The sequence below is a fragment of the Paenibacillus sp. P22 genome, from assembly GCF_000469945.2.
In the GTDB taxonomy this organism is placed as follows: Bacteria; Bacillota; Bacilli; order Paenibacillales; family Paenibacillaceae; genus Paenibacillus_O; species Paenibacillus_O humicus.
Genome location: NZ_CBRA020000003.1, coordinates 79572 through 93205 on the forward strand (window position 1 = coordinate 79572; position 13634 = coordinate 93205).

At 57.7% G+C, this 13634-nt stretch carries 17 protein-coding genes and 1 tRNA gene; 13 read left to right on the top strand and 5 right to left on the bottom strand.

All coding sequences use genetic code 11. From position 1 onward, the window contains the following. Positions 1-12: 12 nt before the first annotated feature. From BN871_RS00995 to BN871_RS01040, 10 genes are all read left to right on the top strand, one after another. Positions 13-315: a hypothetical protein gene (locus tag BN871_RS00995; RefSeq protein ID WP_021877147.1), complete on the top strand. Its 303-nt coding sequence runs from the start codon at positions 13-15 to the stop codon at positions 313-315. Position 316: 1 nt separating this feature from the next. Continuing rightward, positions 317-736 carry a holin family protein gene (locus tag BN871_RS01000; protein ID WP_048743801.1) on the top strand — a complete coding sequence of 140 codons (420 nt, stop codon included), beginning with the start codon at positions 317-319 and terminating at the stop codon, positions 734-736. Next, the gene (locus tag BN871_RS01005; protein ID WP_083436168.1) at positions 717-1382 is read left to right on the top strand and encodes a M15 family metallopeptidase; all 666 of its coding nucleotides are present in this window, start codon (positions 717-719) and stop codon (positions 1380-1382) included. Before BN871_RS01000 ends, BN871_RS01005 begins: the two co-directional genes overlap by 20 nt. A 126-nt stretch (positions 1383-1508) precedes the next feature. Next, positions 1509-1766, top strand: a complete 258-nt coding sequence (locus tag BN871_RS01010; protein WP_021877149.1) for a hypothetical protein — start codon at positions 1509-1511, stop codon at positions 1764-1766. Positions 1767-2004: 238 nt separating this feature from the next. Continuing rightward, positions 2005-2331 (top strand): hypothetical protein, encoded by a 327-nt coding sequence (locus BN871_RS01015; protein ID WP_021877150.1) that lies wholly within the window; start codon positions 2005-2007, stop codon positions 2329-2331. 345 nt (positions 2332-2676) lie between these two features. Beyond that, positions 2677-3030 (top strand): hypothetical protein, encoded by a 354-nt coding sequence (locus tag BN871_RS01020; RefSeq protein ID WP_048743804.1) that lies wholly within the window; start codon positions 2677-2679, stop codon positions 3028-3030. Further along, positions 3027-3692 carry a M23 family metallopeptidase gene (locus BN871_RS01025; protein ID WP_048743805.1) on the top strand — a complete coding sequence of 222 codons (666 nt, stop codon included), beginning with the start codon at positions 3027-3029 and terminating at the stop codon, positions 3690-3692. The genes BN871_RS01020 and BN871_RS01025 overlap by 4 nt, the downstream gene beginning before the upstream one ends. Before the next feature lie 13 nt (positions 3693-3705). Beyond that, positions 3706-6117, top strand: a complete 2412-nt coding sequence (locus tag BN871_RS01030) for a hypothetical protein (RefSeq protein ID WP_021877154.1) — start codon at positions 3706-3708, stop codon at positions 6115-6117. Between the two features lie 187 nt (positions 6118-6304). Further along, positions 6305-6390, top strand: a tRNA-Leu gene (locus BN871_RS01035). Positions 6391-6651: 261 nt separating this feature from the next. Then, a complete protein-coding gene (locus BN871_RS01040) occupies positions 6652-6909 on the top strand; it encodes a YuzF family protein (protein ID WP_374725866.1) in 258 nt (85 codons plus the stop codon). A gap of 253 nt (positions 6910-7162) precedes the next feature. Here BN871_RS01040 and BN871_RS01045 read toward each other — a convergent pair whose 3' ends face one another. Further along, positions 7163-8134: a DMT family transporter gene (locus tag BN871_RS01045; RefSeq protein ID WP_021877156.1), complete on the bottom strand. Its 972-nt coding sequence runs from the start codon at positions 8132-8134 to the stop codon at positions 7163-7165. A 119-nt stretch (positions 8135-8253) separates the two neighbouring features. Between BN871_RS01045 and BN871_RS01050 the strand changes: the two genes are divergently transcribed. Continuing rightward, entirely contained in the window at positions 8254-9690 is a 1437-nt protein-coding gene (locus BN871_RS01050; RefSeq protein ID WP_021877157.1) for a PLP-dependent aminotransferase family protein, read from the top strand. 70 nt (positions 9691-9760) lie between these two features. Here BN871_RS01050 and BN871_RS01055 read toward each other — a convergent pair whose 3' ends face one another. Both BN871_RS01055 and BN871_RS01060 read right to left on the bottom strand, forming a co-directional pair. Continuing rightward, positions 9761-10018: a hypothetical protein gene (locus tag BN871_RS01055; protein WP_021877158.1), complete on the bottom strand. Its 258-nt coding sequence runs from the start codon at positions 10016-10018 to the stop codon at positions 9761-9763. Between the two features lie 181 nt (positions 10019-10199). Then, complete coding sequence (locus BN871_RS01060) at positions 10200-10469, bottom strand: hypothetical protein (RefSeq protein WP_048743809.1); 270 nt, start codon at positions 10467-10469, stop codon at positions 10200-10202. A gap of 111 nt (positions 10470-10580) precedes the next feature. On the opposite strand from BN871_RS01060, the gene BN871_RS01065 reads away from it, so the two are divergent. Both BN871_RS01065 and BN871_RS01070 read left to right on the top strand, forming a co-directional pair. Continuing rightward, a complete protein-coding gene (locus tag BN871_RS01065) occupies positions 10581-11366 on the top strand; it encodes a uracil-DNA glycosylase (RefSeq protein ID WP_083436170.1) in 786 nt (261 codons plus the stop codon). Then, positions 11356-12171: a radical SAM protein gene (locus BN871_RS01070; RefSeq protein WP_048743811.1), complete on the top strand. Its 816-nt coding sequence runs from the start codon at positions 11356-11358 to the stop codon at positions 12169-12171. The genes BN871_RS01065 and BN871_RS01070 overlap by 11 nt, the downstream gene beginning before the upstream one ends. Here the strand turns inward: BN871_RS01070 and BN871_RS01075 are convergent. Beyond that, positions 12134-13060, bottom strand: a complete 927-nt coding sequence (locus tag BN871_RS01075) for an S-layer homology domain-containing protein (protein WP_198157986.1) — start codon at positions 13058-13060, stop codon at positions 12134-12136. The two genes, BN871_RS01070 and BN871_RS01075, sit on opposite strands and share 38 nt — an antisense overlap. Before the next feature lie 231 nt (positions 13061-13291). Further along, on the bottom strand, positions 13292-13630 hold the full coding sequence (locus tag BN871_RS01080) for a L,D-transpeptidase (RefSeq protein ID WP_048743816.1): 339 nt from the start codon (positions 13628-13630) through the stop codon (positions 13292-13294). Positions 13631-13634 lie beyond the last annotated feature (4 nt).

Sequence of the window (13634 nt, forward strand, 5' to 3'; positions counted from 1 at the left end):
GGCGCGCTAAAGTTGCGAAAAATTAACGAGGTTGTAACGTCGCAACAACTTTCTATCGTGCAAAAAACGGTAATCAGCGAAGATGTACAGTCAATTTACGAACATCAAACAGAGAGGTTTGTTAACGTAACAACCGCTTTGCGGGACACCGAAGGGGCAATCGTCAGCACGCGAGTACATGCGATAACCGGAGTATTCTACGACTTACTAATGTCGCAATCGCCAGATTTTGCTCCCGGAAAGCCGGCGAACGAGTATCGCGAAGCTGACATTTGGCACGTTATCGATTTAATTACAGCGGAGGCGGGCGCGTAAAATGAACGGTCAAACCGCAATAAACACGGTCGTAGGCGCAGCCGCCGGCCTTATTTCGTATGCCTTCGGGTCGTGGTCGCAAGAGCTCGCCTTCCTGGCGCTGCTAATCGCGCTCGACATCGTAACGGGACTTACCGCATCTGTACGCGAGGGCTCCGGCCTATCTTCCGCAGTCGGTGCGCTCGGTCTCGCGAAAAAGGGGCTGACGTTTCTCGTAATTTTACTCGCGCATCGGATGGACGTACTCGCGGGGACAAACGTAATCATGGTCGCGGCGGTATGGTTCTATATCGCGAACGAGGCGGTATCCGTGCTCGAAAATTTCGGTCGGGCCGGCGTACCGATTCCGGACATTATCCGCGATAAAATCGCCGTACTCAAATCGAAAGGTGGCGTTAAGGATGACGTTGACACTCGATAACGTACGCGCCAAATCCTCCGCGAAGCTGATCGGCCTCTTTCCCGTTGTGGCTGCGGCGAGTAACGTTCTTATCGAACGCTGCTATAATCGCGGCGTGCCGATCGTCATTACGCAAGGTCTGCGGACTTATGCGGAACAGGACGCTCTCTATACGCAGGGCCGAACGAAGCCCGGCGCAATCGTAACGAATGCTCGCGGAGGCTACTCGAACCATAACTTCGGCGTCGCGATTGACTTCGCGCTACTCCTGCCGGATGGTCGTACGTGTTCCTGGGATACGAAGCGCGACGGTGACCGCGACGGCGTGGCGGACTGGAACGAAGTTGTGGCGGAAGCTAAGCGCCTCGGCTTCGAATGGGGCGGAGACTGGCGGACGTTTACGGACCTGCCGCATTTCGAAATGACATTCGGAATTTCTACGGCTGCCTATCGCGGTGGTCAGCGGCCGACGGCGGCACAGGTTGCGGCAGCCTACGCGAAAATTAACGAGGGGGCAACGGAAATGAAACGTGAAGATGCAGACGCGGTAATTGCGTATCTTAAAACGGCGTACGGCGCCGCCAAGACGGCAGCCGAACGTAAAGAACTCGGCAGACTTGCGGATGTACTACGAGTGGCATCCGGACAGCAACCGCAGAATAAATAACGAATCATAACGCGCCCATCGGCGTATCTTAACGATATAAATACGTTGAGGTACGACGGTGGGCGCTATTTTCGTTTCCGCTCAAAACTGGTAAGATTACGGTAATTACGTCGAGGAGCGTGCGAGATGATCGATAACGCGGAGATTAGGAAACGCCAGCGTCGCGAAAAGGACTTCGTTATATACGGGTGGGCTACGGTAGTCGGCGTCTTTTTAACTCCGCTGGTTATCGGCATACTTTTCGCGGCGGCCGGCGTCATTGTCGGATATCACGTTAAAAAGAAGTACGGACGCGATACGATGGGGGTCGCGATCATGGTCGGAAACATTGCGGCGATACCCGTCCTAACCGCGCTACTATATACGCTGAGATTATTCGGATAGGACACGCATCATATACAAGCCCGCCGGCATACGCTGGGGGTAGCGTAGCCCCTACGGGCGTAGCGCTTGGAGCGATCTGGACGGTTAACGCCGCCTGGGTCGCTCCTTTTTTGCGTTTAGTGCTGAATTGGACATACGCTAGATCTTCGCAAACTCTGCGTTAATTTGTCGTCAACATGGGCAAGCGCCCCGCATAACATGTAACATACGCAACACGACACGCAGAGGAGATGAGTGCATGGATAGGACGCTTGTTAAGAAGATGGCGCGCGAAGTATCGGTCGAAACGCTGGGCGGCTTTATCGTTAGTTACGCGCAAGAGTTCGCCGGTAAAACGGATGTCAACGCGGAAATGGAGGAGACGCTGGCAACGCTGGAGGATTTAATCGCGGAAATGAGGCGGCGTGTAGGCGGAGGAGAAACGAAAGCATCGCGCAAGCCCCGCAAGCCGAGGACCGAAATTCCTACGCCAATAATAACGAACTCTAACGCAGACGAAACGGATGACGACGATACACCATCGCGGCCGACGTCATTCATCGGTAACGGCGGTGGTAGCCGATGAGCTTCGTTAATAAACCGGTCAGCTTCAACCTCGCTAACGCACATCAACGCGAACTATACGAATGGGTGTCGGCCAAAAGCGCAGGCAATTTCAGCGGCTACGTTAAAGCGCTCCTGTTCGCGGCAATGTCCGCCGATAACGCGAAAAAGGACCGGAAGTAATCCGGCCCGATATCGTATGAGAGTGGCAGCGCGCTTCTACAGCGAACAGTTAACGATAAATCCAATAACCGCGCCAACAATCACGCCAATTACGAAATGCATTCGCCGCCACTCTCCTTCACCGGTTTATAGCTGTATTATTGCCGTCTGACTGCGTCAATATTCGTGAGGGAGCGTGGAGGTAATGGGAAGCGAAGCGTTAGATTGGAACGCGTTTATGCAGGGCGAAATCAAGGCGAAAACATGCGCGCCAAGTTCGTTAGGGCTCGTTGGAAAAACGGCGGCCGGCGTTCACATGTTTCTGATTCCGAAGGCTGTATTCGCGGCGGGGGCAGACGGTGGGGATACGTGGCTGGAGATCTTTTCGACCGTTCTCAATATCGCCGATTGGCTCTGCGTCGGCATCATCGTATTTAGCGGCGTAACGTGGATGTTCGGCAATCGTACAAAGGCGATGGAGCTGATAATGGGAGGAGGCGCCGGCTACCTTATTATCCGCCATGCGGTCGATATCCGTAACTGGCTGAAGACGCTATGATTACGCGCATAAACGGATACCCGATCTCGGCGGGCTTCGGCGACATTGACTCGGTCCATAAGATTCCGCATAAAGGCGTAGATATCGCTGTTCCGATCGGCACGCCGCTGCACGCCATCTCTGACGCAACAGTAACGAGAGTAAACGATTCTGGCGCGCTCGGCTTCGGCAAGAGTGTCCGCATGAAAACGGAAGACGGCACGGAAATCATATACGGTCATCTATCGCGTGTAACGGCGCAGCATGGTGATCACGTTTCGGCGGGCGACATCGTAGCGCTTAGCGGCAATACCGGCCACTCGACCGGTCCGCATGTTCACGTTCAAATCGTCTCGGACTCTGGCGCGCTTATCGATCCGACGCCAGTCGCGCAGCTCGCCGCGGAACCATCCGGAATTATGGACCACGTGCGCGGATTCGCGGATTGGTTCGTAGGCAAGGAGCGCGACATTATCGCAGGACCGGTCCGGTCAACGTTAAGCGCGTTTCTACACGATTTAATCGCGGTGCTGAATATTAACTCGGCCGAAATTATAACGCTCGCCATCGTATCTTGCGCTGGCGGCATGATGATATCGCCAATCATCGGTGATCGCGGCAAATGGATGGGGCGCCTCTTCATCGCGTTTTGGGGCGGAATTATATGGCGAGTCACAACGTAAGGAGGTCGTAGTCATGCCGCTTGTCGAACGCGTTCAACCGCAGCGCGTCATCTTCCGAATCATTCCGCATCATACCGTCCTCAACTCGGCTTCGCGTAATTTTCAGCGCAGCCTATACGAACTTTTTTCCGTACGACACGCGCCAGAACGACGCGGCCTTCACGTTGTCTTGCGGCCGGCTCCCGACTTTTGGTGGATAACGAAACTTGCCACGGACTCGATCGAATACTTTGTCGCGATGCCGGCCGAGTTTGCCGATGCCTTCCGTACGAAATTTCGCAATCACGAGCAATGGCGCAAGTCGACGCTGGAACTGGCGCCGGACTTCGAGATGCCTCCGGAGGATAATACGGAACTCTACGCGATCAAGTATCGCCGGCACGACATGTTCTCGCTCGACTTTCGTTATAACGAGCAAGCGACGCCTGTGCGCGATCTTGTCGGGGTAACGCGGGAGTTGGCGCCGGGCGAGTCTGTAGCGCTATTTATCCGCCAGGAGACGGTCGGCCGCGCCCGCTGGAAGAAACTCGCCGACTACGCATGGCAAACGTGGGATAAAGGCGGCGTACCTTATCGCGCTGGCTTCGACCCTTTGCGCATGCTGCGTACGGTCGCGTCAGCCGCGGTCCATATCGCGTTCGAGGTGAAGACGTTGGCCGACGATTTGCTCGCGGGCATTGAGCGGACTTTTTACGCCGGAAGTAGCGCGCCGAAAACGAAGGCCGCCCGCCCAACGCTGCCTAACGCTGATCGCGCGGAGCTACTCGTTAACGGCGACCTGAGCGCCTTGACGAAGAACAAGCGCAACCTGCCGGTATTCAAAACGTCGATTCGATACGCGGTAACGTCAGCGGACGAAGTGCGACGCGGGATGCTGGCGCGGTCAGTCGCGAACGCATACGGCGAGCTGGCGGGCGATAATCGGCTTGAATCGGTGCGCGTCAATATCCGCGGTAAACAGGCGCTCAACGATTTGCGGGGTTGGCGTTTACCCGAAATGACCGCGCAGATGATGAGCGTAGATGAGCTCGGCAAATTAACGCAGTTACCGACGGCCGACATACAGGCGGAGTTCGCGGATCTCATGCGCTCGAACAGGCGCGTTGAGACGGAGCTGCCGCGCGTATTTCTCGATGACAGCGGGATTCTCGCCGGCACAACTACGGATCGCGGCGCTACTCATAACGTACACATACCGACCAAGGACGCCGATTTCCTGTTCACGCCGCGCATCATCAACGGGTCGCCGCGCATGGGCAAGGATCAGCACGCGATCAACCTTATAGTCGAGGCGAAGTGTAAGCACGGAATAGGCGCGGTCATTATTGATGTCATCGACGAGCGCAACGGCCACCGCGGCATGAGCGATGCTGTGCGCGATCACCTGGCGCCGGCCGACGTAATCGATATCGATCTCGGTGATACGGAACATCCGGTCTATCTCGGATTGGATTCGATTATGCGGAACCTCACCGACAAGCGGATTGCCGCCGATAGGATCGCGGAGGAAATCACGTCATTCTTGTTATCGGATGGTGACGCGGAGCACCTGCAGACGGCGGATTACTTGCGCGAGGCCGCGAAGATAACCGGCGGTGACATTGGCGGAATCAAGCGCATGTTTACGGACGACGCGTATCGGGGCCGCATGATCGCGAAGAATGAAGCGTTGTTCGATGTCGATATCTGGCGCGACTATACGAAGATGTCCGAGAACATGCGCGCTCAAAAATACGCTCCCGTTGCGCGGCGTATCGGTCAGATTATGGGAAGCGAGTTCCTGCGTCCGTTATTCTGTCAGGCGCCGGACCCGCGCATCGATTTGTTCCGGTGGATATCCGAAGGCAAAGTCGTCCTGTTCCGCGTGCCCGCCCGCCAGATATCGGAGCGCGCGGTCGAGATAATCGCTTATTGGCTGACGCTTAACGTATTCCTGGCGAAGGTGGCGCTCGGCGGTCGCGGTGCCGGAACGTATCTCGTATTGAACGAGCCGCATCAGTTTCTTAGCGCCGGCCTCGTGCATTTTATGGAGCGCATGTTATCGGAAGGACCGAAATACCGGCTGGCTCCGATTATCATCTTCCACCATTTCGCGCAATTCCGTAAGTATCCGGGCTTTGTCGATATGATGATGGCGGCGTCCGCAAACTGGCACATCTTCAAAAATACGAACGAGGGCGTCTACTCGCGCTTGATGCCGTACCTATCGCGTACGTTTGCCGACGCTCAACATGCGTTCGAGGCGACCAAACGCTTCCAATATATAGGCGTATGGCTGAACGCGTCTGGCGAATATGAAGCGCCATTCGTTGCGGACGCGCTGCCGATGGTTGGCGATCGTTACGAGGCGCGCAAGGCTGGCGCTCCGTTGACGCGATATGGGCGTCCGATTGCGGAAGTGCTGGCGGGGATAAAGGCGCGCTAAGTAAACGTTGACGCGAAATGGCGAAGTATGCTATGATAGCGTTCGTCAATGTTGGACGTACAGGTACGCGACAATTGCGCGATTGTGCATTTACGAATGCTTTCGCCTGCTGACCGCATCCCATACGCCGAGACGAATAAAGCGCGGTGCGGTATCGTAAAGAATCGCATAACAGCGCGGTTAATGCGCCGAGGTGGCGGAACTGGCAGACGCACAGGACTTAAAATCCTGCGGTAGGTGACTACCATACGGGTTCGATCCCCGTCCTCGGCACTTCTTATCGGCTGAGATTCGGTCTTGTTGCCGAACTAGCGGATCAGCGATTAAATGTCCTGCTTTGCGTGCAACTCATTAAAAACGCAAACCTCGTTGAAAACCTCCTTTCACTCTGTGAAAGGAGGTTTTTGTTGCACAGGTACCTTTCGGTACGAGGAGGATAGAGAGCTGCTCCCGAGCAGCCCAAAAGGCAATTTTGGCAAAATCCATTAACCTCCGCTAGGCTGCTGCATATACTGCCGTATCAACCTAATGGGAGTGAAGAGTTTGTATTATCAAATGCCTCAGCAGGTATCCCCTCAAGCCACAAGCCCTATGCACACGGTTTTTCCCGTCAATCCATATGTCGTGGAAACGCTTATGTCCGTCAAAGGAAAATGCGTCATCATTGAAACGACCAGGGGCCGTATCGAAGGGACAGTCGCAGGCGTCAAGCCCGATCATGTCATCCTGCAGCTCCATGAAAAAACCGCTTTTATCCGGATTGCCGAAATCGTCTGGATCATGCCGGAATAAGGATCAGGCTCGGGAGCTGCGCATCGCAGCTCCTTTTATGTTGGACAAGGCTTGTTTTTTCAAGTCTTGAATGGCTTTCAATCCGAATCGAATCGATAAGAAGAGGACTGGCGTCTCATTTGCCGATAGAACGTCCCGAACGTACGGGCGGCAGCGTAACGGAACCGCCGCGCTTGAGCTGGCAGCCGGCTTGCGATGTGAACACAAATGGAACTTTACCCTTGAAGCAGGCAGGGAGTTTGCCCAGGGTGGTTTACAGGCTAGTAGTTTTTTCGGTCTGCCCTACGGTCGAATTTTTGATATCTGCGGCATGAGCAGTTCTGCTGCCGATCAGCAGCATGCCTCCGATGACGAGCGCTCCGCCCAGCCACTGGACGACCGGCGGCTTCTCTCCCAATAGGAGCATGGACAGGAGCAGGGACGTCAAAGGCATCCAGCCGGCATAAGCGGCGGTGGTGTATACGTCGCAGCGCTTGATGCCCGCATAGAAGCAGCCGTAGGACAAGGCGGTTATCGCCAGTCCATACCAGGCGAGCGCCAGCCATTCTCGAGACCCGATATTGCCAAGCGACGGCACCGGATGCTCCAGCATGGCGGGGACCGCGCACAAGGCCAGCGCGGCGGCGCCTACCAGCAGCGTCTGAACCATGGGATGGGCGTCTGCCATCGCTCCGGACGAGCCTTCATTCGAACGGGAATTGCGGGACAGCACATTGAAGATGGCTTCGCAGGAGACGGCGCAGAGGATGAGCAGGTTGCCGGCCAAATGGTCCAAGGGAAAGCCGTTGCCTCCCAAGCTCATTCCCTGCAGCAGCGCGATTCCTGCCGCTGTGCAGCCGACTCCAAGTCCGGCCTTGGCCGTCAGCGGCTCCCGGAGGACGAAATAAGCGAGGCAAGCAGTGAGAGCCGGAGCGGCGCCGGTCAATATCCCCGCTTCGCCGGCGCTTGTCATCGTCAGGCCCAGCAGAAGGAAGGTGCGGAACCCGAAAATGCCGAAAACCGCCTGGAGCCAGACAGCCTTCCAATCTTGCCTACGCATGGATCGGATGGTCCGCACGGCCCGCGCGGCATAAATAGGAGCCAATCCTAAGAGCAAAATGGCCAGGCTCACCGAAGAGATGGTGAACATGCCGAGCGAAGCCGACAGCAGCCGGGCGGTGACGACCGAAGTGCCCGCCAAGGCAAAAGCGAAAAACAAATACATTTTACCGATTTGAATGCCCACGTTTCACGATCCTTTCCTGTCAATGTCGATTGCCATGAAATCAAGTATAAGAGTAAACTGGACTTATGGAAGATCCAGTTCAAGGGCAATGATAGAGATCCAGTTGGAGGCGATTATCAATGTGGGGAATCCGGCTGCAGCCGGGTCAAGAGGTGCCGATGTCCAGGCAGCTGTTTCTGGCGCTCAAGGATATAATTCTGAGTGGAGAGATCGCGCAAGGGGAGGAGCTGCCCTCGACGAGGGAAATGGCGAAGCTTCTCGGCGTATCCCGCAATACCGTCACCGAAGGGTATGATATGCTTCTCACCGAAGGATTTGTCGTGAGCCGTCCCGGCGCCGCCACTCGAGTGGCGGACGGCCTGCGGCTGAGCCCGTCCGCTGCCGATTCCGGCGATGGGCAGGCACAGAGGGGCGGGCTCCAGTCCCTGGCCCCGCCGCTCCTGGCCGACTTCAAAACCGGCCAGCCGGATCTGTCCCGGTTTCCTTGGACGGCGTGGAACCAGCTGCTCCGGCAGGCCGCCGAAGGCATGACACCGGAGCTGCTCGGCTACAGCGGGCCCAAGGGGCATGAGCCGCTCTGTACGGAGATTGCCGCCTGGATGCTCCGCAGCAGGGGAGTGAAGGTGGATCCTCGTCATATTTTCATCACCGCGGGAACGACTCAAGCGCTTCACATTCTGGCGGATCTGCTTCATAAGGACGGCTGCAGCTTCGTTGTGGAGAATCCGTCCCATCCATCCACCTCGACGATCATGATGGATAAGGGATATTCTTGCCGCTGGCTGAAGGCGGACGGGGCGGGAGCGGATGTCGACTCTCTGGATGGAGAGCGGGTATCGGCCGTCTGCGTGACTCCTTCGCATCAGTTTCCGCTGGGAGGCATCCTGCCGGCCAGCCGCAGAGCCGCTCTGATCCGCATGGCCGAGGAGCATGGCTTCTACATTGTCGAAGACGACTACGACAGCGAGTTCCGGTATTCGGGAGCTCCTGTGAGCCCGATCTATTCCATGGACAGTTCGAGGACGATTTATGCGGGCACATTCAGCAAAACGCTGTTTCCCGCCCTGCGGATCGGCTTCGTCATCCTGCCGGAGCCTCTTCATGAGGAGTGGAGCAGGAGGCGCACGTTCGCCGGCGTCCAGAATCCGATGCTCGAGCAAGCCGCGCTGGCCGAGTTCCTGCGCAGCAGAAGGATGGACAAGCATATGCGTCTGATGCGGCGGGAGTACGGCGAGAAGCGCTGTCTTCTTTTAAGCGCGATCGACAGGGTTTTCGGCAGCGGCGCAAGCTGTCAGGGCGACGCCTCGGGCCTGCATCTCGTTCTGGAGGTTGCGGGATTGCAATGCGGGAAGACGTTTGCGGCGGAGAGCCTGGAGGCAGGCGTGCGTGCGTATCCTTTAATCGAGTATTGCCATGACGGGGAGGATGGAGAGAACGGCTTCCGGAGCAAGCTGCTGCTCGGGTACGGCCATCTGGATCCCGCGCGGATCGAGGAGCAGGTACGTATTTTGCATGCTTTTCTGGCTCGGTGGATGAGCAGGCAGGCGAGGATTTAAGCAGGGCTTCCCGTTGAAAAAAAGCCCACGGCCGTTTTCCTCCAAAGGAAAACGTTCATGGGCTCCACTATCATTTGCTGCCGTCCTTCACCGGAACGGCGCTGCCGGGCACGGCTTGCTCCGCTTGGGCGCGTATGGCCTTGGCCTGCACTTTCTGTGCCGGATTGCCTCCGGAAGAGGCGGATAAGAGAGTGGCTGCGAGCACAGCCAGAAGCACGGCCGTCCAAAGGCCGCCCCAAGCTTTTGCCGACCCGGGAAGTTTCCTCCACAGCGCCGGCAGCATGAGAAATGGAGCCACGATCCAGCCCGCAACCATCATCGCGCGCATTTTCCGCTCTCCTTTCGTTCCCTTTTTTCCTATATCGGCAAGTTTTTAATGGAATTAAACCATTTCCCGAAATTGGAAACGATGTTTTCGAGGAGCCGCCTTCGGGGTAAGCTTTCCATGCCGCTTGCCGCAATAGGAATGGAGAAAAAAAGAGAAAGAAAAAAGAGCCTCCGAGGGGCTCTTACTTGGATGCCGGCTGAGCGGCCTTCAGTTCTTCCAGGTCGACCTGACCGGAGATCTCTTCAACGAAGTTGTCCATGCAGCTGCAGTAGTAATCCCTGCGGCACACCGGACATGGGGTCGTTTGCAGACGGTTGATTTTGGTTCCCAGCGGACTGTAGAACAGACGGCATTCGCCCCCGTCTTTGAGCTTCACGACAACCTGGTACAGCCCCGTGGAGTCATTGCGCTCCGCAAGCTTGCTGCCGGTAACGATCGGACGGTAACTCAAGGTACAATCACCTGCTTCTTTCTTTCATATATACGCTTGATTTATCTTACTTTCTACAGCTATCATTGTCAAATTACAGCGGGTCGATCCCGTCATGGAGGAGGGGCTTGCATGGCCGCATATTTCAGCAACGATTGGGACGGACTGCTGCAGGAGGAGATGACTCTTCCCTATTATAAAGAGCTTCGCAGCAAGCTTGCAGAGGAATACCGCACCGAGACCGTCTATCCAGGCATGCACGATATTTTCAACGCTCTTCATTATACGTCTCTGGCGGACGCCAAGGTGGTGATTCTCGGTCAGGATCCGTATCACGGTCCCGGACAGGCTCACGGCCTCAGCTTCTCGGTCCAGCCGGGTGTCCGCATTCCGCCTTCCCTGAAAAACATCTACAAGGAGCTGAAGGAGGATGTCGGCTGTGCCGAGCCGGAATCCGGCGATCTCCGGGGCTGGGCGAGCCAGGGAGTGCTGCTGCTGAACAACGTATTGACCGTCCGGCGCGGACAAGCGGCCTCGCATCAGGGACTTGGCTGGGAGAGGTTCACCGACCGCATCGTCCGCCTGATCGGAGAGAGGGAGCGTCCGGCTGTCTTCATTCTCTGGGGCAGGCATGCCCAGGAGAAAGCTTCCTTCCTCGACGGAAGCCGGCATCTGCTGATCGCTTCCCCGCATCCGAGCCCGTTTTCGGCGCACAGAGGGTTCCTGGGCAGCCGGCCTTTCTCGAGGGCGAACGATTTCCTGCTTCAAAACGGCATGACGCCGATCGACTGGTGCCGGACATCTTCCCTGGATGCGGACGGCCTCGGCGACGGGAAGCGCTCGGCAACGCTCGGCGCCTCCGGATCGGAGCGGAAGGCAGAGGCCTCAGCGCGGGGGAGGGCGCAGGATGGCCGTTAGTCAGGGACGCAAGCCCTCGCGCTGGCTGAATCCCGCAGGCGGCTACCTCGCCGGCTACAGCCATACCTTGAATCCGTACAGCGGCTGCAGCTTCGCATGCAGCTACTGTTATGTCCGCCGCATGCCGGTCGGGCTGTTCCGGGGCGAGCCGTGGGGCAGCTGGGTGGACGTCAAGCAGCTGGACGAAGCGGCGTTCCGCCGGGAGTGGGCAAGAGAGTCCGCCAAAGGAGCGGTCAGCGTCTTTTTCGGCTCGGCGACAGATCCCTATCAGCCCGCGGAGGCCGAGCACAAGCTCACCGGGCGGCTTCTTGAGCTGATGCTTGAGCGGCCGCCCGGGTTCGTGCTGCTGCAGACCCGGAGCCCTCTTGTGACGAGAGATGCCGCTCTGTTCGCTGAATTCGGCGATAGGATTCGAGTCAGCCTGACGATTGAAACGGATGACGAGACGATGCGGAGGCGCTTCTCGCCCTCGGCTCCGCCGCTTGCCGCGAGGTGGAAGGCGCTGCATGCCCTGCGTGAAGCCGGCGTGCCTGTACAGGCGGCTGTGTCTCCGCTGCTGCCGCATACGTCCGAATTCGCGCGCAGGCTGGCCGAATCCGGCGCCAGAATCGTCGTCGACGATTTTCACCGCGGGGACGGCAGCGGCGGCCGGCGCTCGGAGCAGCTCGGCATGCGGGAGCTGTACCGCAGCCTGGGGCTGGAATCCGATTATGCGCCGGCCGCCGCGGACCGGTTCTATGAAAGGTTAATCAGACGATATCCCGGCGTCAACGCGCATTTTTCCCAGGAAGGATTCCTCCCTTGAACGGACGGGCCGTTATGCCGCCTTCATCCTGCGTCTGCCGAAGCTCTGGCGTATAGGAGGAGCCGATGTACGTAACGGCCGATACCTCGGTAATGACTTGCGGGTTCATCTGCCCCGGCTTCGGCGGGACGACCTCCACGGAGAGGATGGCTTTGGTGCCGGAAAATTCGATGCCGGTAATGACGAGGCCGTAACCCGGATTGGGCGCCTGCGCCGTGACCTTCACCTCCTGCACCTTGTCGCTGAGCTTGCTGGCCGTCAAGGCCAGCTTCTGCAGCGGCGATACCGAAGGAGCAGGGTTTTGCACGCTTCCATTGTCTTCATTCATTTTGTCCACAAAAGTCACCCCTCCATTGATCCATGCGGCCGCCTCGCTTCGAGTTGCGGCCGTTTTCGGCTTGAATTCCTTCCCATCATCCAGCTTGGCGATGCCGAGCTTGAGAAGCATCTGCACGCTTGCCCGGTAAGGCTCGGCTACGGCGCTCTCGTCCTTGAACACAACCGCTTGCTGGGTGAAGGAGTAGTCGCCCGAATGATGGATGCCCTGGGCGACCAGATCGGCGAACTGCTCGCGCGTTACGGATGCTCCCGGACTCATGTCCTTGGGGAACTGCACGCCGTTCGCGGCTGCGGCGAGAAACGGGGAGGCGTACCAGGCCTTATCGTTCATGCCGGGGAAATACTGGCTGGCCAGCGGCTCGCGGATGAAGCGCAGCCTGTCCAGATTGAATCCGAAAGCCTTGACGACGAGCGACACGGCTTCGGCGTAGCTGAGCTTCTCCTGCGGCTTGAACTGCCCGCTGCCGGATCCTCCGACAATGCCGGATTGCTCCAGCTGCCGGATCGCCGCCGCATGGGGATCATGGTCGATATCTGTGAATGCCGACACCACAGGCACGCATCCAAGCAGCAAGGCGCAGGCAAGGGCGCCGGCCAAAAGCGGCCTTTTTCGCATCCGCAGGCTTTTTTCATGATCATGGCCTCTATCTTCTGCATTCGCCGGATGTGCCGGCGAAGCCGGTTTGCGGTGCTCTTTCAATTCCATCGCCTCCATAAGGGAAGTATTCCCACACTCACCCATACAGACGCAGAAATCAGAGTGGATGTTGCGTTCTTCCGCTCAGGAACGGATCGTCACGCGCGTCCCGACAGGCGCCATCGCGGAGAGGGCGAGCACATCCTCGTTGTACATCCGGATGCAGCCGTGCGAGACGGCTTTTCCGATGGAGGAGGGATCGTTCGTGCCGTGGATGCCGTAATGCGGCCGGGACAGCCCCATCCAGAGCACCCCGAACGGGCCGCCCGGATTTTCCTGCTTGTTGATGATCCGGTATTCTCCCTCGGGAGTGGAGGTGAGCACCTTGCCGACGGCGATGGGGTATTGGCGGACAACGGTATCCCCGTCGAGCAGATACAAGGCCCGGTCGGACAGGTCCACGATGATGCGGTAGCTGGCCATGGCA

Bases quoted from the DNA above. Each gene is read 5' to 3' on its own strand.
- BN871_RS01005 (WP_083436168.1), top strand. From the start codon at position 717: ATGACGTTGACACTCGATAACGTACGCGCCAAATCCTCCGCGAAGCTG.
- BN871_RS01000 (WP_048743801.1), top strand. From the start codon at position 317: ATGAACGGTCAAACCGCAATAAACACGGTCGTAGGCGCAGCCGCCGGC.
- BN871_RS01080 (WP_048743816.1), bottom strand. From the start codon at position 13,630: ATGGCCAGCTACCGCATCATCGTGGACCTGTCCGACCGGGCCTTGTAT.
- BN871_RS01065 (WP_083436170.1), top strand. From the start codon at position 10,581: ATGGCCGCATATTTCAGCAACGATTGGGACGGACTGCTGCAGGAGGAG.
- BN871_RS01055 (WP_021877158.1), bottom strand. From the start codon at position 10,018: ATGCGCGCGATGATGGTTGCGGGCTGGATCGTGGCTCCATTTCTCATG.
- BN871_RS01010 (WP_021877149.1), top strand. From the start codon at position 1,509: ATGATCGATAACGCGGAGATTAGGAAACGCCAGCGTCGCGAAAAGGAC.
- BN871_RS01020 (WP_048743804.1), top strand. From the start codon at position 2,677: ATGGGAAGCGAAGCGTTAGATTGGAACGCGTTTATGCAGGGCGAAATC.
- BN871_RS01030 (WP_021877154.1), top strand. From the start codon at position 3,706: ATGCCGCTTGTCGAACGCGTTCAACCGCAGCGCGTCATCTTCCGAATC.
- BN871_RS01070 (WP_048743811.1), top strand. From the start codon at position 11,356: ATGGCCGTTAGTCAGGGACGCAAGCCCTCGCGCTGGCTGAATCCCGCA.
- BN871_RS01050 (WP_021877157.1), top strand. From the start codon at position 8,254: ATGTGGGGAATCCGGCTGCAGCCGGGTCAAGAGGTGCCGATGTCCAGG.
- BN871_RS01025 (WP_048743805.1), top strand. From the start codon at position 3,027: ATGATTACGCGCATAAACGGATACCCGATCTCGGCGGGCTTCGGCGAC.
- BN871_RS01015 (WP_021877150.1), top strand. From the start codon at position 2,005: ATGGATAGGACGCTTGTTAAGAAGATGGCGCGCGAAGTATCGGTCGAA.